At 64.7% G+C, this 19,905-nt stretch carries 19 protein-coding genes; 7 read left to right on the top strand and 12 right to left on the bottom strand.

Going from position 1 to position 19,905, the window contains the following annotated elements:
• Position 1: 1 nt before the first annotated feature.
• The 7 genes from PCA31118_RS02240 to PCA31118_RS02210 all read right to left on the bottom strand — a co-directional run bounded on the left by PCA31118_RS02240 (position 2) and on the right by PCA31118_RS02210 (position 6,033).
• The gene (locus tag PCA31118_RS02240; protein WP_150622552.1) at positions 2-1,357 is read right to left on the bottom strand and encodes a CpaE/TadZ family protein; all 1,356 of its coding nucleotides are present in this window, start codon (positions 1,355-1,357) and stop codon (positions 2-4) included.
• A gap of 73 nt (positions 1,358-1,430) precedes the next feature.
• Positions 1,431-2,756, bottom strand: a complete 1,326-nt coding sequence (locus tag PCA31118_RS02235) for a type II and III secretion system protein family protein (protein ID WP_246190017.1) — start codon at positions 2,754-2,756, stop codon at positions 1,431-1,433.
• Between the two features lie 226 nt (positions 2,757-2,982).
• Complete coding sequence (gene cpaB, locus PCA31118_RS02230; protein WP_150622550.1) at positions 2,983-4,011, bottom strand: Flp pilus assembly protein CpaB; 1,029 nt, start codon at positions 4,009-4,011, stop codon at positions 2,983-2,985.
• Between the two features lie 169 nt (positions 4,012-4,180).
• Complete coding sequence (locus tag PCA31118_RS02225) at positions 4,181-4,609, bottom strand: TadE/TadG family type IV pilus assembly protein (protein WP_174990300.1); 429 nt, start codon at positions 4,607-4,609, stop codon at positions 4,181-4,183.
• 239 nt (positions 4,610-4,848) lie between these two features.
• On the bottom strand, positions 4,849-5,328 hold the full coding sequence (locus PCA31118_RS02220) for an A24 family peptidase (protein ID WP_217431229.1): 480 nt from the start codon (positions 5,326-5,328) through the stop codon (positions 4,849-4,851).
• 66 nt (positions 5,329-5,394) lie between these two features.
• Positions 5,395-5,595 carry a Flp family type IVb pilin gene (locus PCA31118_RS02215; protein ID WP_150622546.1) on the bottom strand — a complete coding sequence of 67 codons (201 nt, stop codon included), beginning with the start codon at positions 5,593-5,595 and terminating at the stop codon, positions 5,395-5,397.
• A gap of 252 nt (positions 5,596-5,847) precedes the next feature.
• Positions 5,848-6,033 (bottom strand): Flp family type IVb pilin, encoded by a 186-nt coding sequence (locus PCA31118_RS02210; protein WP_150622544.1) that lies wholly within the window; start codon positions 6,031-6,033, stop codon positions 5,848-5,850.
• A gap of 1,003 nt (positions 6,034-7,036) precedes the next feature.
• On the opposite strand from PCA31118_RS02210, the gene PCA31118_RS02205 reads away from it, so the two are divergent.
• The 6 genes from PCA31118_RS02205 (at position 7,037) to PCA31118_RS02180 (ending at position 14,682) form a co-directional block, all read left to right on the top strand.
• Positions 7,037-7,354, top strand: coding sequence for a hypothetical protein (locus PCA31118_RS02205; RefSeq protein WP_150622542.1), 318 nt, complete (start codon positions 7,037-7,039; stop codon positions 7,352-7,354).
• 27 nt (positions 7,355-7,381) lie between these two features.
• Positions 7,382-9,019, top strand: coding sequence for a collagen-like triple helix repeat-containing protein (locus tag PCA31118_RS02200; RefSeq protein ID WP_150622540.1), 1,638 nt, complete (start codon positions 7,382-7,384; stop codon positions 9,017-9,019).
• 323 nt (positions 9,020-9,342) lie between these two features.
• Entirely contained in the window at positions 9,343-10,566 is a 1,224-nt protein-coding gene (locus tag PCA31118_RS02195; RefSeq protein ID WP_150622538.1) for a collagen-like triple helix repeat-containing protein, read from the top strand.
• Positions 10,567-10,640: 74 nt separating this feature from the next.
• The gene (locus PCA31118_RS02190) at positions 10,641-11,372 is read left to right on the top strand and encodes a MarR family winged helix-turn-helix transcriptional regulator (protein WP_150622537.1); all 732 of its coding nucleotides are present in this window, start codon (positions 10,641-10,643) and stop codon (positions 11,370-11,372) included.
• Positions 11,373-11,466: 94 nt separating this feature from the next.
• Positions 11,467-12,798, top strand: coding sequence for a collagen-like triple helix repeat-containing protein (locus tag PCA31118_RS02185; RefSeq protein ID WP_150622535.1), 1,332 nt, complete (start codon positions 11,467-11,469; stop codon positions 12,796-12,798).
• A gap of 390 nt (positions 12,799-13,188) precedes the next feature.
• The gene (locus PCA31118_RS02180) at positions 13,189-14,682 is read left to right on the top strand and encodes a Tle-like phospholipase domain-containing protein (protein WP_174990299.1); all 1,494 of its coding nucleotides are present in this window, start codon (positions 13,189-13,191) and stop codon (positions 14,680-14,682) included.
• A gap of 128 nt (positions 14,683-14,810) precedes the next feature.
• Here the strand turns inward: PCA31118_RS02180 and PCA31118_RS02175 are convergent, their stop codons facing one another.
• The 3 genes from PCA31118_RS02175 to PCA31118_RS02165 form a co-directional block, all read right to left on the bottom strand.
• Entirely contained in the window at positions 14,811-15,293 is a 483-nt protein-coding gene (locus tag PCA31118_RS02175; protein ID WP_150622531.1) for a DUF2147 domain-containing protein, read from the bottom strand.
• A gap of 223 nt (positions 15,294-15,516) precedes the next feature.
• On the bottom strand, positions 15,517-15,990 hold the full coding sequence (locus PCA31118_RS02170; protein ID WP_246190016.1) for a DUF2147 domain-containing protein: 474 nt from the start codon (positions 15,988-15,990) through the stop codon (positions 15,517-15,519).
• A gap of 21 nt (positions 15,991-16,011) precedes the next feature.
• On the bottom strand, positions 16,012-16,656 hold the full coding sequence (locus tag PCA31118_RS02165; RefSeq protein ID WP_150622529.1) for a DUF2939 domain-containing protein: 645 nt from the start codon (positions 16,654-16,656) through the stop codon (positions 16,012-16,014).
• A 272-nt stretch (positions 16,657-16,928) separates the two neighbouring features.
• Between PCA31118_RS02165 and PCA31118_RS02160 the strand changes: the two genes are divergently transcribed.
• The gene (locus PCA31118_RS02160; protein WP_150622527.1) at positions 16,929-17,252 is read left to right on the top strand and encodes a hypothetical protein; all 324 of its coding nucleotides are present in this window, start codon (positions 16,929-16,931) and stop codon (positions 17,250-17,252) included.
• A gap of 6 nt (positions 17,253-17,258) precedes the next feature.
• On the opposite strand, the gene zapE is transcribed toward PCA31118_RS02160, so the two are convergent.
• Both zapE and lpdA read right to left on the bottom strand, forming a co-directional pair.
• Complete coding sequence (gene zapE, locus PCA31118_RS02155; protein WP_150622525.1) at positions 17,259-18,356, bottom strand: cell division protein ZapE; 1,098 nt, start codon at positions 18,354-18,356, stop codon at positions 17,259-17,261.
• Positions 18,357-18,454: 98 nt separating this feature from the next.
• Positions 18,455-19,885, bottom strand: a complete 1,431-nt coding sequence (gene lpdA, locus PCA31118_RS02150) for a dihydrolipoyl dehydrogenase (RefSeq protein ID WP_150622523.1) — start codon at positions 19,883-19,885, stop codon at positions 18,455-18,457.
• Positions 19,886-19,905 lie beyond the last annotated feature (20 nt).

Below are 19,905 nucleotides of genomic sequence, written 5' to 3'. Positions count from 1 at the left end.
ATCAGTGCTTTCCCATGAATCGGCCTAGCCAGCTCGACGACTGGCGGTGTGAGGCGGCACCCGCGTGCTGGGCGGAGAGCAGACGTTCCACTAAGGGTTGCAACGCGCGCACATAAGGGTCGCCGCGCGCGGTATCGATGATCAGCTTGCCCTGGTTGGTCGCCGAGAGCATGGCGAGCGGACGATCGGGCAGCGTGGCGAGCAGCGGCACGTCGAAGCGCTTGGCGATCTGATCCGCGGCCATGCCATAGCGCGGGTCGTAACGATTGAGCACGAGGTGCAGATGACTGCGCTCCACGCTCTTCTCTTCGAGATCGCGCAGCAGCGACGCGAGCGAGACGATGGCGCCGACGCTCTGATCCACCACGAGCCAGACTTCGTCGGCCGCGCGCACGAGGCTCGCGACGAACGCCGGATTCGAGAAGCCGCCCAGGTCGGCCACGATCAGATCGAAGAACGCGCGCAACCGGTCGGTCAGCGCGAGCGCGTCGGCGGCGGCAACGCTGCGCATGTCGCCCAGATCGAGCGGCAACGGCAACACGGCCAGCCCGCTCGGCGCATGCGAGACCGCCGTGTGCACCAGCGTTTCGTCAAAGCGCCGCAGATTCTGAACGGCTTCGGCGAAGCTGAACTGGCTTTGCGTGTTCAGGTACAGCAGGCCGTCGCCCGAGGGCAACCCCAGATCGAGCAGCGCAACGTGGCCGAGCAACGACGTGTCGAATTTGTCGTCCTTGTTGCCATTGCCGGACTTCGCCACCTTGGCCGCACGCTCTGCGCGCTCCGGGTTCGCGCCCACGGACAACTCCTGTCCGAGCTGCGACAGATGCGCAGCAAGCGTGCTGCATCCGACACCGATGCGTGCGCCGAGCAGTACCACGAAGCGACCGTGCCGTTGCGGCGCAGCCGCGCTCGTCGTGCCAGGTGTGTGGTCGATGACGCGGCGAACGACTTCGAGCGCTTCTTCATGCGTCGAATGCATGTCGATGAAGTCATGAACTCCGGCGCGTATGGCCGCCTTCATGCCGTCGGCCCGCACCATCGAGCCGACTGCCACGAGCGGAAGCTTGGGCGCCACACGCTTGAGCATTTGCGCGAGTTCGGTCGCCTGCGCAATGCCGCCATCGGCGGGCTCTTCGGCATGCCCGGTCGGCTCGCCCGAGAAGTCGAGCAACACGACTTGCGGGTCGAGATCGCCGATGCGCTGCTGCAATTGGGCCGGACGGCCGGCCTCCTGCAGCACTACGCCCTCTTCGCGCAAAGCCGCCGACAGCCACTGTCCGTGGCCGGCATGGGCGCTGCAAAAAAGAAAGCGATGCAACTCAGTCATGGTGTCCAGTATTCGCGTCGGTGCGTTCATTTATGCACTCCTCACTACCCCATCCCGGCTCTCGTCAATGTCCCGGCCGATCGCGTCGGCCCCGGCGTGCGCATCATTTCGAGAAGCCCGGCAGTTCGCTGTCGCTTGCCACGCCCATCAGATAGGCGCCCCACACCTGGCCTGGCCGCTTCTCGCGAGTGTCCCCCGGCAACGGCAGCGCCACGTCCCGGGAAACCGGCTTGACCAGACGCGGCGTGACGATGATGACCAGTTCCTTTTCCGTACTGTTGTACTTCAGATTGCGAAAAAATGCGCCGATCAGCGGCAGATCGCCGAGCAGCGGCACCTTGTCGACGGCCGCGGTGGTCGTGCGCGAAATCAGCCCGCCGATGATGAAGCTCTCACCGTCGCCGAGTTCGACCGTCGTGTCCGCACGGCGTGTGGAGATCGCGGGAATCTGCGTCGAGGCGATCACCACGGCATTCGTGTAGTCGAGGTCGGACGCCTCGGGCGCGACCTTCAGTGCAATGCGATTCGGCGACAGGATCGTGGGCGTGACCGTCAGGCCGACACCGAACGACTTGTAGACGATGGTCGTCGTTCCCAGCCCGCCTGACTGCGGCACCGGCAGTTCGCCACCGGCCAGAAAGCTCGCGCTCTGCCCGGAGAGCGCCACCAGCGTGGGCGCGGCGAGCACGCGTCCAAGACCGTTCGACTGCAACAGATCGATCTCCGCCGACAGGTTGAACGCCCCTCGCGTAATCGTGCCGAAGAACGAGCCGAAGTTCGGCACTGCGCCGCTGCCGGAGAACGCCGAGTTCAGCTTCGATCCAATGCCGAAACTCCCGGAACTCGAAGTCCGCGATGCGCTGAAGCTCGCGCCCAACTGGTTCAGGATGTTGCGATTGACTTCGACGATCTTCACATCCACCTGCACGACGCCGGTCTCGCCCACGGTGGAGCGGTCGACGACCACACCGCCCTTGCCCGTGGCATCCACCGCCGCCGCCTGCAGACCGCTATGCTCCATGACGGACCCGGCGTGACCTTTGATGACGGCAGCGTTGCCGCGCGCGTCCACACTGGCAGTGCCGCTGTCGCCGAGCGCACCTTGCAGGCTGCCCTGCACGTGGACTTCCCAGTGCCTCGCTTCGCTGCCCGCCGACCACGTCGATACCTGCGTCGTTCCTGCCTTCTTGCCGACGATCAGGACCGAGCCGCGCCGTCCGCCCGAGCCCTTGAGTACGACGACGTCTGCGACCTTCGGGTCGGCGACGGCAACGCGCTCCAGTTTGCCGGTGACGGGCAGTTCACGTTGTTCGTCCACGCCCAGCGTGAGCGAACGCGCCCCGGGGGACACCGCACTATCCGCCGCGTCGGCCATGCGCACCGCAACCGTTGCCCCGCAGGCCAGCATCGCGCCCAGGCAAAGCAACATCCCCGTGACACGTCTGGTTTCTCGTCTGGCAGTGCGAACCTGGCTTCTCATCATGGCGTGGCTGTATCGGTCACTGTGTCGGTTGAGTGGCGCAGGCAGGTAGCGTTATCGGCTTACGCGGGTCCTGCGTCACTGGATCTACGTGTCGGTGCTATTCCGTTCAATTCGCTTCGATGCTGGTCAAATTCGGTCGATGGGTTTCGGCGATCCCTAATTCGCTAATTCGCTAGTAGGCCGCACTGGAGCGCTCGGCACCGCGCACGACCTCGATCGTGCCGCTATTGCCGCCACCGCCTCCCGGCGCACGCGGTGCCGCCACCGCCGCCCGCCGTGGTGCTTCCCCCGCGAGTCCTGTCGTCGCAATCCCTGCATAGGCGCGGTTCTCCGGCGCATCAAGTGCGGCTTTGGTGTCGCCCGCCAGACCGGCCTTGCTCACGAGAACCGGCGGCGTGGGCGGAAAGAGCGACGTATCGGGCTTCGCGTCGTCAGTCGGATTGCGCAGCGCGAGCGTGATCTTGCCTTGCTGTGCGCCTAGCACGAGACGGTTGACGTCTTCGATCGGCACCGCCACCACCGCCGAGGTCGCAGGCATGGGCGGTTGCGCGTTGACGGACGGTTGCTGTGCAGGCGGCTGCGTCGATGCGGCGGCGGCAACCGTCGATGCCACGCTGGGCGCCGCCGGCGGGGGCGTTACATCGTCGAGCGACGCATTGCCGTAGGTCAGCACGCGCACGCGTGACGCGAGCAGCCGGGCCTGCGTATCGTCGGCCAGACCGCCACCCGGGCCACCTGCGGGCGGGTTCGTCTTCATCGTGAAGAAGACGTCGACGTAATCCCCGGGGCGAATGCGATTGCTCACGCCGACGGTTTCGCTCACTGGCAGCGAGACGGCGCGCTCGCCTGGCGCGAGTTGCATGGCCAGCCCGCGCGCCAGCAAGTTTTGCGTAATCGGCACGCCGGCGGCCAGCGCGACGAGCGGCACGCGCCCCACGACGTCTGCCGGCACATTGAAGGCGCCCGGCGCCGGGCTGTCGAATTGCGCCACCTTGACATCGTCGGTAGTCATCGGCTTGCCCGGCACCAGTGCCTTGGCCGCCACCACGGCCGGGAAACGCTGCGTGAGCGTCTGCGTCACTGCCGACGGCGTCGCTGTCGGCGCAGGCGCGTTCGCCGTGCCCAGACGCAAGGCAAAGAGCGCAAGCAGCACGCCGGCGACAACCAGCACAGCAGCGAGAATCTTGGTGGCTTTGTTCATGGCTTGGGGCCTGTCGGCCGTTCAGTCGAAACTTGCGGGACGCCGGCGTGCCGGCGGCATGTCATTCTGTCCTTGCGCCTATTGCTGTCGTTACGTCTGCTGCACGACTTCCCATGTGCGTTTCCCTCCATGCCCAACGCACTGCCCGCCGGCAAATCGTGCGCGCTCATCAACTGCCTCCGAGCGTCGAGGTATCGAGCGTGACCGCCGCGGTGCCCACGACCGTCGACGGCACCAGTGCGCCGAGCCCCGGCCAGTTCACCGTCATCGGTTGGTTCAGCGTGAGCGTCACGTGAACGATGCACTGCGACGCCGCACCGACACCCGAGGCCGGGCACGGATACGTTGGATCGACGGGAAACGTGGCCGTCACCGCCGACGCAGACGGCCACGCCAGCGTCGTGTTGATCGCGGTCGTGGCATAGCCCTGACGCTGTGTCATCGTGCCGGCGCGCAGCATTGCCCGGCCGGCCTCGGAGGCGGCCTGCGTGAGCATCTGGCGGGCAAGAATGTTGATGGAGAATGCAACGGCGACGTAGAAGGCAGGCAGCAGGATCAGGAGGATCAGCATGAATTCCAGTGCAGCGACGCCGCGCATCCGACCCGCGCGTACGTCCTGCCACCTCACCCTTGCCTGTGCCCCAGACCGTTTCATGACGATACCCCCCGTCGCGCACGGCGCTTTTCGGCCGTGTCTGGCGACGCGTGAACCTGCCAATTTGCGCGGCGTCGCCCGCGCCTCCCATTATTACGGCACTGCCTGCGGCAGCACTCGTCACAGCATCCGCGCCAAGGCTTGCGACTTCGGGACCCGGCATTCCCCGCCCCGAATGGCGCTCACCTCACAACGAGCGCTGCGGCCGCCAGATAGGCCCCGTAGGGCAATCCGACGCGTCCCGCGCGCCACTGCAAAATTCGTTGCCACGCATGCGATTGCGCCAGAGGCTCGCGCCACCGCGTCAACCCCTTCAGCCGGCCGGTCAGCAAGACGAGCGCATGCACACCCGCTGCGACACTGGCCAGACACCACACCGGCAACAGCACCGGATACCCGGCGACCAATCCGATGACGGCGAAAAGCTTGACGTCTCCGGCAGCCATCACACCCCGCCACCAGAAAGGCAGCAGTACGAGCAAACCGATCACCGCGCCCAACCCGTGAACCCACAGCACCTGCGGTCCCGTTTGCCACGCCTGCCAGCCAATCCACACGACACTCGGCGCAGCGACACATAACAGCCACACGTTCGGGATGCGCCGCGCGATCAGATCGGTCATCACGATCGGCACACACAACAGCCACAGCAATATCAGCACAGCGCGTCTCGCTTCAAAAAGCGTTGCGGTGGAGGCGCGTTACCCCGCCGACGCCGTAACGCGGGTTCAGTGCGAAATCGCAGAACTGACTGCCGACGTCATCGAAGCGAATGCGCTCGTCAATGCGTCGCTCAGATTGGTATAAACCGTGCCGCCGATGACGACCGCCACGATGGCCGCCAGAATGCCGTACTCAAGGGCAGTTACGCCCTTTTGCCGGGACACACGGCGCGGGCGCCCACCATGGCGTGCTCGATTTGCTTGCATGATTCGCTTCCTGGCGAATACCGCCTCTCATGACCTCGAACGGCACCAGCGACGCTATCGGCATGAGCTGCATGTGCCACATTTCCCGCAGGCCTGATAGCGAGTGCCTTTCCCCTTTGTCCAACGCACCCCTCCTCACCGCTGCACCTGCACTACTGGCACGAGCGAGGAGCGCCGGTCGGCTTATCGTTTTGAAGCGAATGCGCGAGCTTGTCGAGACGCCTTGCGCAGCAGACCGGGCACCGGTAGGCGTCAGGCGCCCGACGCGGTGATCACCGATTGGATCTTCGCGAATACGGAACCGAACGCCGTGCCCAATCCGGTCGACACAGTGCCGCCGATGATGACCGCCACGATGGCAGCGAGGATGCCGTACTCCAGCGCCGTGACACCGCGCTCATCCCGAGCAAACAGACGAAAACGATTTGCGAGCTTCATTTCACCCTCCCTCAATAAAGGCACCGGAGCGCCCGTTGGCAAATAACGAGACATCACACACCTGCCCACCGGACTGATGACGCAGTCTCGCCATATCGCTTATCAACTCTTGACTTCGGCCCTGGGCTCGTTGCGCCATAAGGCTTGCGAACCTCTTTTACGTTGTATGCCAATATTTCTCTTGCTGTTGGCACGCCGTTTGCAGCTGCCTGCTATTTTTTTCTGATGCTAATTTAAACTAAATCCCAAAAACTAGAGCCTTGCTTCCAATCACCCTGGCGATTGTAAAAAAACGTTACACCAGTTGATCGAACAATACTCCAAAACTAAGCAATGGAACGCCCGCGAGGGAAAACCATGATTGGTGCGACGCCACACGCGCTCACAAAACACGCTGCGCCGATTTCAGCGCGCATTTAAATAACTATTCATCCGATTCGGCACGGCCCCGAATCCTCGAATTCCCCATCCTCAATTCGGCGCAATCCCGCTCGCACCGAAGACCCAGCTTCATTTCGTTATCCGGTCGATCGCACCGGCGCCACGGCGTAAGCCTTTCCCGACAAATTACGGCTTCCTGAGCATCGACGACGGTCGGGAATTACCCGGACTTGCGGGGCTGATGCTAATAAAACGACAGGCAACGACATTGTCTTGCACCGCATGTCGCTTTGCTTCTTATTTGCTTCTTCGTTGCTTCTCCATTTCGCTCCATTACACCGGGGCCGTTACGTTACGTTACCCGTAACGACCCACGTAACGGGAACGCCATTTCCCCCGTTATTCGCCATTTCCCGATGGCGTTAACCCTGAGTCACCTCCCTCTTCGCCCGACGGCGATCTCTCGATTCAAAAGATTCTTGTTTTCCGAAACGCAAATAAATACAGGCTTTCGAGCCCATTGCCGGAAAAACTAGAGCGCTTATTCAACTTCTGAATCGACGCTTGGCATACCTCTTGCGCATACCCCTGCATCGCAACGCTGAAGATCACGAGGGACACCATGATCGTTGGCAATACCAAACAAACGATGCACGGCGCAACGGCCATTACGGCGGAGCGTCAACGCATTGCGGCGAGGCAGCAAAGCGCTGCGGCCGACGCGGATCGTAGAGGCGCAAGCCCAGGGAGGGGCGGTGAAGAAGGCGGTGGCGTACGCGCCACCGCCACACCGACCGAAGCGGCAAATGCCCGTAGCAGCAATACGAATTCGGCCCATGCGATGACGGGCCCCGATAGCGCAGTCGTCAACGCGCTCCTGTTCGCACTCATCGCACAACGCATGAACACCCGACTGGCAGCACAAGCCGTGCTCGCCTGACGACAACAAAGACCAGAGGACCTCATCATGAACAACATCCAACGCAACCTTCTCGCTTCCGCCGTTCTCCTCGCCGTCGTCACGATGACGGGCTGCGCCAGCTCCGGCTCGGGCGGCACCAGCGGCTCGCTCGGTGACGGCGGCGGCAGCGGCACCACGGCCGGCACCGGCAGCGGCGGCGGTTCGGGCGCAGGCACCGTGCCTGACGGTTCGGGCGGCGGCGCCGGTGGCGGCAGCGGCAGCGGCACTGGTGGCAATGGCAACGGTGGAAACGGAAACGGCGACAATGGAAATGGCGGCAATGGCAACGGCGGTACGGGCACCGGCGCGCAGACCAATCCGATCGGCACCGTCGCAGCCACGGCCAGCACGGGCGTCGTCACGCAAGTCGGCAAGACGGTCAGCGATCTGGGCACCACGCTCAACAACACGAACGTGCCGCTGGTCAGCACGCAAACGAAGAGCGGTCTGGCGGGCGCTACGGTCAAGACGGGCGACGCCGTGCAATCCATCGGCAACGGCCTGACGAACGGTCTGGGCAAGCTCGGTTCGAGCAACGACGTGCTCAACCCGACCCTCACCGGCGTCACGAGCGCTGTGACCAACCTCGGTCAGGCGGGCCAGCAACTCGGCAGCGCCGTGACCGGCCTCGGGCAAACCACCGGTCTCAACAAGATCGCTCCCGTGAACAGCGTGACCACGCTGCTCGGCGGTGTGGTGAGCGCGGTGGGCGGCGCAGGCGCCGCACTCGGCACGGGTCTCACGGACACCGTGAACGCCGCGCCCGTTCAGCAACTGACCGCCGGGCTGACGAAGACCATCACGCCGATCACGACGGTCGTGACCAATACCACGCAAACGCTGGGCAACGCGACGGGTCTCGGCACGCCGGTGAACAACCTGCTCGTGACGGTGGGCAGCAGCCTGGCCGGCGTGGGCACCAAGCTCGGTGGCCAGATCAATAACCCGGTGGCAGCCGACCTCGGCGGCGTCGTCGCCGGCGTGGGTCACACGGTGGCAAGCCTCGGTGGCGTGGTTCACGGCACGCCGAGCAGCACCAACCCGCTCGCTCCCCTCACGTCTGCCCTTGGCGGCCTGACGGGCGGCATCGGCGGCGGCACGGGCACCACGGGCCCGCTCGCCCCCGTCACGAACCTCGTCTCCGGCCTGACCGGAGCACTCGGCGGTGCGACCGGCGGCGGATCGGCGAACAACCCGCTCGCCCCCGTCACGAATCTCGTCAACGGTCTGACGGGCGCCCTCAGCGGTGCCGCAGGTGGCGGCTCCACGGGTAACCCGCTGGCCCCGGTGACGACCGTCGTGTCGGGTCTCACAGGCGCCGTCGGCGGCGCAACGGGCGGTGGCTCGGGCGCCAACCCGCTCGCTCCGGTCACGAATCTCGTCTCGGGTCTGACGGGTGCGCTTGGCGGCACGGTCAGCGTGAGCGTAGGCGGCGCGGCAGGCACGGGTAGCGCCTCGGCCGGTGCAGGCGGTTCGGCTTCCGGTAGCTCGGCTTCGGGCGGCGTGCTCGCCCCGGTGACCTCACTGCTCGGCGCGGTCACGGGTTCGGTGGGCGGCGCAACGTCGGGCAGCGGCACCAGCAACGGCGGCCCGCTCGCCCCGGTGACAGGCTTGCTCGGCGGCCTGCTCGGCGGCAAGAAGTAAGCGACGCCTGGTCACGCCAAACGACGTGATCGAGCGCCATCGACGCGATCCATCAACCGGCAACCCGATCATGACCCGTGCGATACCGCCGCCCGCCTGCGACCGCCGCGATCCGGCCCTCGCCCCGATGCCGACGCATCGCACCGGGGCGCCCCGGATCCGGCTCATCCGACACGCCGCGCGCACGCAACGGCACCACAGCGAGCGGCCCCGGTTTCTCAAATGGAAATAGCAGCACCTCACGGCAAGCAATGAAACCCAACGGCGTCATCGAGCGGTCCCCCGCCAGCCGACACTCAGAACGATCAAGGGAGATAACCATCATGAGCAACGCACTTCAACGCACCCTTCTGGCTTCGGCCGCCATGGCAGCCATCGTACTTACCGGCTGCTCCAGCGGCGGTGGCGGCAGCGGCGCCACCTCCACCGGCACGACGGGCACGCCGAACGCCGTCGGCACCACGGCATCGGGCGCCGGCGGCGTCGTCAGCTCGGCCGGTAACGTGGTGAGCGCGCTGGGCGATCAGGTTGCGAGCACCCAGCTTCCGCTGGTGTCTTCGCAAACGTCGCAAGGCATGGGCGGCGCGCTCAAGAGCACGGGTAACGCCGTCACCGATCTGGGCAAGGGTGTGAGCGCCGGGCTTGGTCAAAGCGGCACGTCGGCGGATACGGTGGGCACCACGCTCAAAGTCGGTGTCGCGCCCGCCATTACCGATCTGGGTCACGCCGGCGAGCAACTGGGTAGCGGCATCTCGGGCATCACGAAAGGCAACCCGCTCCAGAACACGCCTGTCGACACACTCGTCGGCGCCGTTGGCAACATCGTAGGCACCGTGGGCCAGGCCGGCATCGCCGGCGGCGCCATCGCAAGCCAGGCCTTCTCCGGCGGCCCGGTAGCGCAGGTGACACAAACCTTGTCCTCGGCCGTGAACCCGATCACCGACGTCGTATCCGACACCACCCGGACCGTGGGCAACACGACCGGACTCGGTGGGCCGTTGAACGGCTTGCTCGGTACGGTCGGCAGCACGGTCGCCGGATTAGGCGTGCAGATCGGCGGCACGTCGTCGAACGGTGTCGTGAAATCGCTCGGCAACACGGTCACCGCGACCGGCAACACGGTCTCCACGCTGGGCGGCTTCGTCAACGGCTCCACGTCGACCGGCTCCGCCAACCCCTTCGGCTCGCTCCTTGGCGGTCTCGGCAACACCGCCGCCGGCGGCAGTGGCGGCACCGGCTCCCTCGGCTCGCTCAGCGGCTTGCTCGGTGGCGGCAGCGGCCCGCTCGCACCGGTCACGGGCCTGCTCGGTGGCCTCGGTGGCGCCGGTGGCAGCAGCAGCCCACTGGCGCCCGTCACGGGTCTGCTCGGTGGTCTGGGCGGTGCGACCTCAGGCAGCAGCGGCAGCAGCCCGCTTGCTCCCGTCACCAGCCTGCTCTCCGGCGTGACGAGCAGCGCCGGCGGCAGCACGGGCGCAACGAGCGGTCTGGCCGTCATTCTCGTGCCGGTCACGAACCTGCTGGGCAGCGTCGCCAGCGTCGGCAAGTAATCGATGCGACTGTGGCCCGGGGCACACGCACCGGGCCATGCAGCCCCCCCGACAGGAATCGATAAGGAGATGCCATGGCCCGCTTCATATCCGACACCGGCGTTCTGATGCGCGGTCATGGCGAATCCGCCCCGCAAACCTCCGAACCGCTGGCAATGCGTGAATCCGGTAACGGTTACGTCCCCCGTCAAAGCCATAACACGTACGGCGCCGACACCGGCGTCGCCTCCGGAGCGACTTCGACGTCTGCTCCGTCCCATGGAACGAACGGCACTATGAGCGACCGTCACACGAACCGCAACGATCTCGTCGCCGGCATCGTCCGCTCGCTCGGACGCCGACTCGCCGTGTACACCGCCCTCTATCACGCGGCCCTCGCCGAGCAGCTTGGCCTGAACGTCACCGACCTGAATGCGCTCGACCTGATTCTCGAACTCGAATCGATCACCGCAGGCCAGCTCGCCGAATTGATGGGCGTGAGTTCGGGCGGCATCACGACCGTCATCGACCGGTTGGAGCGCGCGGGCTTCGTCGAGCGCGAGAAGAACCCGCACGACCGTCGCATGGTGATGATTCACCCGATCGAAGAACGCTGTGCGCAAATCGAACAGTTTCTGTCGTCGGTATCGCGTGAGCTCACTGCGGTGAGTGCGGCCTACGACCACAGCGAACTCGCCGCGATACACGATTTTCTGGTGCAGAGCATTCGCACGCTCAAGAGCGAAACGTTTCGTCTGCGCTTCGAAGCGGATCAGGACATCGCGGGTCTGGTGTCGAACACGCGCGGCACGTCGTCCAAGCCCTGAGCGAGCATTCCCGGACATAGCGCACGAGGCAACGAAAGCCAGCAATGAAAGCAAGGCAGCGAAAGCCGCTCGCGCCCCATCGAGGAGAAATGTCATGTCGAAGATTTTGCGTCCCACCTTGCTCGTTGCGCTCGCTGCACTCGTTACCGGCGTGATCGGCGTTACCGGGTGCTCCAGCTCTGGCGGCGGTAGCGGCGCCACCGGCGACACGCCCACCAACCCCAACAATCCGAACAATCCAAACACGCCGACCAATCCCAACGATCCGACCAACCCGAGTTCGAGCAGCAACGGCGTGGTGAGCTCGGTGGGGTCGGTGGTCAGCGCCGTCGGTAATCAGGTGTCCAACACAACGATTCCCGGTGTGTCGCCACAGGTCACGCAGGGGTTGGGCGGCGCCGTCTCGCAGACCGGCAAGGCAGTGACGGACCTGGGCACGGGCGTCGGCGACGGTCTCGGGCAGCTCGGCAAGAACGGCGCCAACCCGATCGGCACCACACTTGCGAGCACCGGTGGCGTCGTCGCCGATCTCGGCAACGCGGCCAAGTCGCTTGGCAGCGGTGTGGCCGGCATAGGCAACAGCGGCCCGCTCGCCAACACGCCCGTGGCCACGCTCACCGGCGTATTGGGCAATGTCGTCACGACCGTCGGTCAGGGCGGCGTAACGGGGGGCCAGGCGCTCACGCAAGTCCTCACGAGTCCGCAGGTCGTTCAGGCGACGGCGGCACTTTCGTCGGCCATTACGCCCATTACGAACACAGTCGTCACCACGACGCAGACACTCGGCAACACTACCGGGCTCGGCACGCCCGTTGCCGGGCTGCTCGGCACTCTCGGCGGGGCGCTCAACACGACCGGCGCACAGGTCAAGGCCGGCGCACCGAACGGCGTGGTCGCGAGCCTTGGCAACCCGCTCATGGCGCTTGGCAATACCGTGACGAGCGCGGGCGGTCTGCTCTCGGGAACGACCGGAACGACGAGTCCGAACGCGTTGGGCAATGTGCTGGCGAACGTCGGCAACACCACGGTGACGCCCACGGCGGCCGGTGGCAACAATCCGCTCGGCGCGCTCACCGGTCTGCTCGGCGGTCTGGGTGGCGGTCTGGGTGGTGCATCGGGATCATCCGGCAACCCGCTCGGCAGCGTCACAGGTCTGCTCGGTGGACTGACGACCGGCACGGGATCGTCCGGCAGCAACCCGCTGGGCACGGTGACCGGCCTTCTGGGCGGGGTGACCAGTGCGGGCGGTGGGTCGGGCGGATCGGGTAGCGGTGGCACGACAAGCCCGCTCTCCCCCGTTACGACATTGCTGAGCACCGTCACCACGCCGCTCACCTCGCTGGCGAGTACCGGCACCGGGAGTTCGAGCGGCGCGGGCGGACTGCTTGCGCCGGTGACAGGTTTGCTTGGCGGATTAGGGAAGTAATCCGAAGGGAACGGATCGCGAGGGGGGAACGTTCGCGGGGAGCAGGCCCCGACGAACGGTGCAGGACGGCAACGCCCGGACAGTGAAGCGACACTGCCCGGGCGTTGTCGTTATGGAGGCGTTGTCGTTATATGGCCTCTTCACGCTACAGTCACGCTCCAGTCACGTGCGAGTGGCGTGCAGATGGCGTACTGACGACACGCGCGAGCCATGCGAGTCGTCCCCGGCGCACACGCGTTAGCGAACCAGCGGAAATGAGCCATTCTTGATTTCCGGGGGCACTGGGGTCGCGCAGAATCGCTCGCCCTTGCCCTGCGCTGCCGCATCCCTGGGTCACGAGCCGAGGCGGTGCCACGCGGGGGATTTTTACCATCGCAAACGATGACTTCCATGCACATCCTCACTGGGGCGTTCAGCCCCGCGCTGTCTCCCTCGACCTTCACGACCCCGGCCGCCAACGAACCGGTTCACGACCCGGTCGACAGTGCACCGATCGACACCACGCCCCCTGAAACGCACGCACCTGCGATGCCGGAGCCATGGCCGGCGCATGTCAACGAGCGTCGCATGGCGGCCGAGCAATGGCGGCGCACGCTGCAACGCATCGACCCGCAACCGCAAACCGGCATCGCGAGCGGCGCGAACCGCCCGCACGCGCTGAACGATCTGCTGCTGGCACTGACGCGAGCGTGGCGCGACGCTGCGCGAAGTGCGCCATCATCGACACCCCTCGGCGACGATCGCTTCAATACCGGTACCGAGACCTTCAACGGTGCCGATGCCAATGCAGATGCCGCATCACGCGCCGATGGGCTTCGGCAAGCGAAGGCGTATCGCGAAGTGCTCTTTCAGATGACGCCGCTGGTGGGCCCGGACGCCGCACACGATGTGGCGGAGGAAACGTCAAAGCTGGTGCCGATCGCGCAGCGCGTAGACGAAATCGACACGTGGATCGAATCGAGAGGACGGCATCGCGCCCCCGCCGCCCTGCTGGAGCAACGCAACGCCATGGCCGCCGCGCTGATGAACTACGACGTCTACTTCGATCACGTCGTTCCACAGATCCTGCCCTCGCGCGTGCGAAGACTGGAGAACCACGACGACAACGGTCCCGGACAGTCGGGCCACTTCGCGGCCGTCTATGCCGATGCCGTGAGCAACAAGATCATCGTGGCCAATCGGGGGACGGAGATCGGCATTGCGGGTCGCGCGTCGGTCGACTGGATGCAGAACATCCGGCAGGCGCTCGGACTGACTTCGACCCAATACGACAAGGCCGTCAGACTCGCCAGGTCACTGGCATGGACGTACGGCGCAAAGACGCTGGTCTTCACCGGTCACTCCCTTGGCGGCGGACTGGCGACAGCGCAAACCTCCGTGGTGCCCGGCTCACGCGGCCTGACGTTCGACAGTGCGGGCCTGCACAATCGCACGGTGGCCCGGCATTCGGCGTCGCCCGCGTCCTCGCGCATCACGGCGTATTACGTTCACGGCGAAGCGCTCTCGCTGTTGCAGGAAACGGTGAAGCACGCCGAGCGGCTGGCCACGCATCTCCCGCTCGTCGGCAAGGCAATGGGCTGGGCCTCGCGATTCATGATTCCGCGGCCCATCGGGCGACGCATCGGTGTACCGGCAGCGCTGCCGCCCGGCACGCACGAAGTGCGCACGGATGCGGGTGAGTCGAGCGCAGCCAGCCATGCGCGTGACGTGGGGAATGCCAGCGATTTCGACGACCTGAAGCCTGACCTGCGGCCCGCGAGAGGCGTGCTTGGCGCCATCGAGAAACACACCATGCCGCAAATGATCCACGCACTGTTCGACCGGCTGCCGAAGCGCCTGGGCTCGCGCGAGGACATCGGCGTCATGCAAGGCGCAACGTCATAAGCAGTTCGCCAAAGACAAAACCCGGACGATGTCTCGTCCGGGCCGTCTGCTGTCGTTGCGCGCTACCGGTGCCGCGGGCACCCCATGTCAGCAGGCATCATGTGCGCATTGGCGCACATCAATGCACATCATTGCTCGCGAATCCAGGTCTGCGTGCGGCCGATCAGCGAGATACCGATGAAGCCACGGACGTCGAGCTTCTTGCCGCCGTCGATCACCGTCAGCTTGCATCTGTAGTCCTTGCCGTTCTCGGGATCTAGAATGTAGCCGCCACTGTACTCGTCGCCGTCCTTCTTGATGCCGCGAATGATCTGCATGCCGAGCATCTTCTGCCCCTTGCGCGCGTCGGTGCACTTCTCGCAGACACGTTCGGGGTCGTCGTTCGGCCCGAGGCCCTTCGTGATTACACCCACGTACTCGCCGTCTTTCTCGGAGATCGTGACGAGCGCCTTCGGCTTGCCGGTGGCGTCGTCGATGGTCTTCCACACACCCACCGGCGAGTTCTCGTCGGCAGCCATCGCCGTCTTTGCCATGCCGCCGAGCAGCGCCACCGCCACGAGTGCCTGCGCACCCAGACGTCGCCAGGACGTCGCGTTCGAAATCTGCATCATGATTGTCATCCTCCCGGATACGGAATTGATTGTCGTAGGACTCACCGTAACCGCGAAGGACACATCGGAAAAACGCCTACCGGTGCAGGTCTTCCACGCGTGAGTCGCTTTGAAGATTACGCCAAAGGCGTGACGTCGTGCTGAGGAAGTCCTCTAGCCTTCGCGAGCCCACACCGATGCGATGTCTCGCGACAACGTCGATCCATTCGCCGGGAAGATGAGGTTACGGCTCGCGAATCCAGGTCTGCGTGCGGCCCAGCAAGGAGATGCCGAAATAGCCTCGAACTTCGAGCTTCTTGCCACCTGCGACGACCCGCATCTTGCAGCCATATTCGCTGCCGCTATCCGGATCGAGAATTTTCCCACCGACATATTCGTCGCTGTCGGGATCCTTGTGCAGCCCACGAATGATTTGCAGGCCCTGAAGCTTCTTGTCCTTGCGCCAGTCCGTGCATTCGGTGCACCGACGCTCCAGGCCATCCGGTCTGCCCAGACTTTTGGTCAATGCCCCCACGATCTCACCGTCGTGCTCGGTGATCGTGATGAGCGCTTTCGGGTCGCCCGTCTCGTCAACGATGCGCCACACGCCCACGGGCGACGACACATCCGCAGCCGCTGCGGCGACGAGCGCGTTGCCCGTGAGCATCGCGGCCAGACACAGGCGTCGCCAGGACACCGTTTTCAGAATCGCATCCAAGATGGCAACCCATACGAGAAATTACAACGGCGGCAACGCAATCGCCGTCAGACGCCACTGCACGACGTTTCGCCGTGTCAGCGTAAAGGTCACGACGCGCTCCGGACGATCGCTGCGTGACACATGAACGAGAAAATGATTGAAGTCCTGGAACTCGGTTTTGGTCGTCGTGCGCGGCGGCTTGTTCTCCTGCGCTCCCGCGCCGGCTGCAGCCGACGAATTCGCGTCGCCGTTCGTCGGTGGCGTGGCGGGTGCTGCAGGCGCGGCCGGTGCCGCCGATGCTGACGACTGCGGTGGCGCGACGTCACGCGGCGCAGGCGCTCCGGGCGCCGGAGGCAACCCAGTGCTGTCGCCGCGCAACATGGCCGCAACGGCCTCCGGTGTGAGCAGCGCCTCGACAACGCGATCCGACACCCAGCCGCCCAGCGCCAGTGCCAGCGCCCCAAACGCGTTCCCGCGTTGCTTGTCCATCTGGCGCGACAGTTCGTCGTGCAGACTCGTTTTCAGACTTTCACGCACCGCCGGATAGTCGACATACGACGAGAGCGCGTCGGCGTCGCGGGCATTGGCGGCATCGCGCGCGCGCCACAGGGTGTAATACGGCGTACCGAACAGCAGGCCCAGCACGACCGCCAGTGCAATCAGGACGACGGAAAGCTTACGCATCACAGGACTCCGACAAACAATACAGCGTCAAAAGAGCGCATGGTAGGTGACGTATGGCGACAATCGCCTGCCGACTTACATTGCTTTACAAATCTTTACAGCACGCAGGTCGCTGTCCTTTTAATCTCGAAGCGTAGCCGCAATGGACGTCACGCGCAGAGCACGCTACCTGGCCGGCAGCGCGAAGCCGCCTGTTGCCGCGTGGGGAGCCCGCTCATGCGCCAAGTCCACGGCGCAATTCAGGGCAGTTCAACCGACAAGGAGGTGGCACCATGCGCACGACGCGTTATGCCCGACTTGTCCGGATGCTGTGTTTCGTCATGCTGGCCGGTGCGTCGCTGGGCGCGGCGGCCCAATCGTCGTCGGGCAACCGGTTTTTCCAGGGCTGGTTTGCACAAGGCGCCGAACGTCCCAACGGACGCGGCGACAATCAGGGCGGCGCACGGTCTGGACCGTCTCGGCCGCAGCCGCAAGAGGTGCGCCCGCAGGGCGACCTTCGCGGCGACATCTACAATCACATCCGGGAGCAGCGGCAGCCACCGCCTCCCCCGCCCTCGGACTCGCGCCAGCGAGGTCGCGGCGACCGGGGCCGATAGGCAGGATCAGGTCAGCGACGTATCGACCACGCGACGCGGTGCTTCGAGATATTCGAGCGACTGCATCTCCACGAGACGCGACACCGTCCGGGTAAATTCGTTGGCCAGCGTGCCCTCCGTGTACAGTTCCTCGGCAGGCACTTGCGCCGACATCAGCAGCTTGACCTTGTGGTCGTAGAAAACGTCCACCAGCCACGTGAAGCGGCGCGCTTCCGACGCCATGCGAGGCGTCATCTTCGGCACATCCGAGAGCACCACGGTGTGAAAGCGATTGGCCAGTTCCAGATAGTCGTTCTGCGAACGCGGTCCACCGCACAGCGTATGGAAGTCGAACCACACCACGCCTCCGGCACGCCGCAACGCCTTCAGCTCGCGTTGCTCGATATGCAGCAGCGGGCTTTCGTCCGGCACGCCGGCGATCTCGCTGAATGCGGCGCGCAGCGCGCGGTTCGCGTCGTTGCCAAGCGGATAGTGGTAGACCTGCACCTGCGCGAGCGTGCGGCGACGATAGTCGATGCCCGCGTCGACGTTGAGCACGTCCAGTTTCTCTTCGAGCAAGCGGATCGCCGGCAGGACCCGGTCGCGGTGCAGTCCGTCCGGGTACAGCGTGTCGGGACGGTAGTTCGACGTCATGACGAACTGCACGCCGTTCTTGAACAGCTCGGCCAGCAAGCGGTGCAGGATCATGGCGTCCGCCACGTCCGACACGTGGAATTCGTCGAAGCAGATCAGGCGATAACGCTTGGCAATGCGCTTGGCGAGTTCGTCGAGCGGATCCGGCAGTCCCTTGAGCGCCTGCAATTGATGGTGGACTTCGCGCATGAACTCGTGGAAGTGCAGGCGCGTCTTGCGCTGCAACGGCACCACCGAGTAGAAGCTGTCCATCAGGAAACTCTTGCCGCGCCCCACGCCGCCCCAGAGATATACACCCTTGGGCAGATCCGGGTGGACGAGCCACTTCTTGAGCGTATTCGAGCGCTTGGATTTATAAGCGGCCCATTCGTCGTAGCATTTCTGCAAACGCTCGACAGCGCGCTCCTGCGCTTCATCGGGCTTGTAGCCGCGCGCGGCCAATTCTTGTTGGTAGTATTCGCGAACGTTCATGCAGTGCGGCGACGAGCCCGCGCCGGTGGGCAAAGGAAATCGGGAAAAAACAAAGGCGAGTTGCCTCGCCTTTGTTCACACAGGTAAGCGAATACCGCTTACTTGTTCAGTGCACGCTTCTCGACATCGAGGGCGGCTTCACGCATCACTTCCGACAGCGACGGGTGCGGATGGCAGATACGACCGATGTCTTCCGACGCGGCCTTGAACTCCATCGCGACCACGGCTTCGGCAATCAGGTCCGAAGCGTTCAGGCCGATGACATGCACGCCGAGGATTTCGTCGGTCTTGGCGTCGGCCAAAACCTTCACGAAACCGTCCGACGAGCCCATGCCCAGCGCACGACCGTTGGCCGCGAACGGGAACTGACCCGGCTTGAACTCACGGCCTTCAGCCTTGAGTTGCTGCTCGGTCTTGCCGACCCACGCAATTTCCGGCGAGGTGTAGATCACCCACGGAATGCAGTTGTAGTCGATGTGCGGCTTCTGACCGGCGATGACTTCGGCCACCAGCACGCCTTCGTCTTCGGCCTTGTGCGCGAGCATCGGGCCACGCACCACGTCGCCGATTGCATACACGTTCGGCAGCTTGGTGCGGCAGTGATCGTCCACAGGGATGAAGCCGCGCTCGTCGGTCGCCAGACCGATGTTGCCCAGGCCCAGATCGTCCGTGTTCGGCACGCGACCGACCGACACGATCAGGCGATCGACTTCGAGCGAGTGCTCCTTGCCGTCCTTGTCCGTGTAGTTGACCGTAACGTTGTCCTTGCCGGTCTTGACTTCGCCGACCTTCACGCCGACGTTGATGTCCAGACCTTGCTTCTTGAACTGCTTGGCTGCTTCCTTGGCCACGCCGACGTCGGCGGCGGCGAGGAACTCCGGCATGGCTTCGAGCACGGTGACTTCGGCACCCAGACGGCGCCACACCGAACCCAGCTCCAGACCGATCACGCCGGCGCCGATCACGCCCAGCTTCTTCGGCACCGTGTCGAACGACAGCGCACCCTCGTTATCCGAGATGAGCTTGTTGTCGACCGGCATGCCCGGCAGATGGCGAGCCTTCGAACCCGTCGCGATGATCACGTTCTTGGCGGTGACCGATTCGGTCTCGGCGCCCTTCACGTCGATCTGGTAGCCGCCGTCGTTCTTGGCGACGAGCGTGCCGTGACCCTTGAGCCACGTGATCTTGTTCTTCTTGAACAGGAACTCGATACCACCGGTCATCTTGTCCACGATGCCCTGCTTGCGCGAGAGCATCTTGGCGATGTCGATCTTGACATCCGACGTGGTGATCCCGTGATCGGCCAGGTGATGACCGATCTTTTCGAATTCTTCCGACGACGCCAGCAGTGCCTTCGACGGAATGCAACCGACGTTCAGGCACGTGCCGCCCAGCACCATCTTGCCGGCCGGGTTGGTCCACTTCTCGACGCACGCGACGGAGAAGCCAAGTTGCGCAGCGCGAATCGCGGCAATATAACCACCGGGGCCGGCGCCGATAACGACTACATCAAATGCTTTGTTTGCCATTTTGAGACTCAGTGAAGGTT

This window comes from Pandoraea captiosa (assembly GCF_902459775.1).
Classification (GTDB): Bacteria; Pseudomonadota; Gammaproteobacteria; order Burkholderiales; family Burkholderiaceae; genus Pandoraea; species Pandoraea captiosa.
Note: the sequence above shows the minus strand (reverse complement) of the source record. Positions and strands in the feature narration are given on the sequence as shown.

Bases quoted from the DNA above. Each gene is read 5' to 3' on its own strand.
- PCA31118_RS02240 (WP_150622552.1), bottom strand. From the start codon at position 1,357: ATGAACGCACCGACGCGAATACTGGACACCATGACTGAGTTGCATCGC.
- PCA31118_RS02235 (WP_246190017.1), bottom strand. From the start codon at position 2,756: ATGTTGCTTTGCCTGGGCGCGATGCTGGCCTGCGGGGCAACGGTTGCG.
- cpaB (WP_150622550.1), bottom strand. From the start codon at position 4,011: ATGAACAAAGCCACCAAGATTCTCGCTGCTGTGCTGGTTGTCGCCGGC.
- PCA31118_RS02225 (WP_174990300.1), bottom strand. From the start codon at position 4,609: ATGCGCGGCGTCGCTGCACTGGAATTCATGCTGATCCTCCTGATCCTG.
- PCA31118_RS02215 (WP_150622546.1), bottom strand. From the start codon at position 5,595: ATGCAAGCAAATCGAGCACGCCATGGTGGGCGCCCGCGCCGTGTGTCC.
- PCA31118_RS02210 (WP_150622544.1), bottom strand. From the start codon at position 6,033: ATGAAGCTCGCAAATCGTTTTCGTCTGTTTGCTCGGGATGAGCGCGGT.
- PCA31118_RS02205 (WP_150622542.1), top strand. From the start codon at position 7,037: ATGATCGTTGGCAATACCAAACAAACGATGCACGGCGCAACGGCCATT.
- PCA31118_RS02200 (WP_150622540.1), top strand. From the start codon at position 7,382: ATGAACAACATCCAACGCAACCTTCTCGCTTCCGCCGTTCTCCTCGCC.
- PCA31118_RS02195 (WP_150622538.1), top strand. From the start codon at position 9,343: ATGAGCAACGCACTTCAACGCACCCTTCTGGCTTCGGCCGCCATGGCA.
- PCA31118_RS02190 (WP_150622537.1), top strand. From the start codon at position 10,641: ATGGCCCGCTTCATATCCGACACCGGCGTTCTGATGCGCGGTCATGGC.
- PCA31118_RS02185 (WP_150622535.1), top strand. From the start codon at position 11,467: ATGTCGAAGATTTTGCGTCCCACCTTGCTCGTTGCGCTCGCTGCACTC.
- PCA31118_RS02180 (WP_174990299.1), top strand. From the start codon at position 13,189: ATGCACATCCTCACTGGGGCGTTCAGCCCCGCGCTGTCTCCCTCGACC.
- PCA31118_RS02175 (WP_150622531.1), bottom strand. From the start codon at position 15,293: ATGATGCAGATTTCGAACGCGACGTCCTGGCGACGTCTGGGTGCGCAG.
- PCA31118_RS02165 (WP_150622529.1), bottom strand. From the start codon at position 16,656: ATGCGTAAGCTTTCCGTCGTCCTGATTGCACTGGCGGTCGTGCTGGGC.
- PCA31118_RS02160 (WP_150622527.1), top strand. From the start codon at position 16,929: ATGCGCACGACGCGTTATGCCCGACTTGTCCGGATGCTGTGTTTCGTC.
- zapE (WP_150622525.1), bottom strand. From the start codon at position 18,356: ATGAACGTTCGCGAATACTACCAACAAGAATTGGCCGCGCGCGGCTAC.
- lpdA (WP_150622523.1), bottom strand. From the start codon at position 19,885: ATGGCAAACAAAGCATTTGATGTAGTCGTTATCGGCGCCGGCCCCGGT.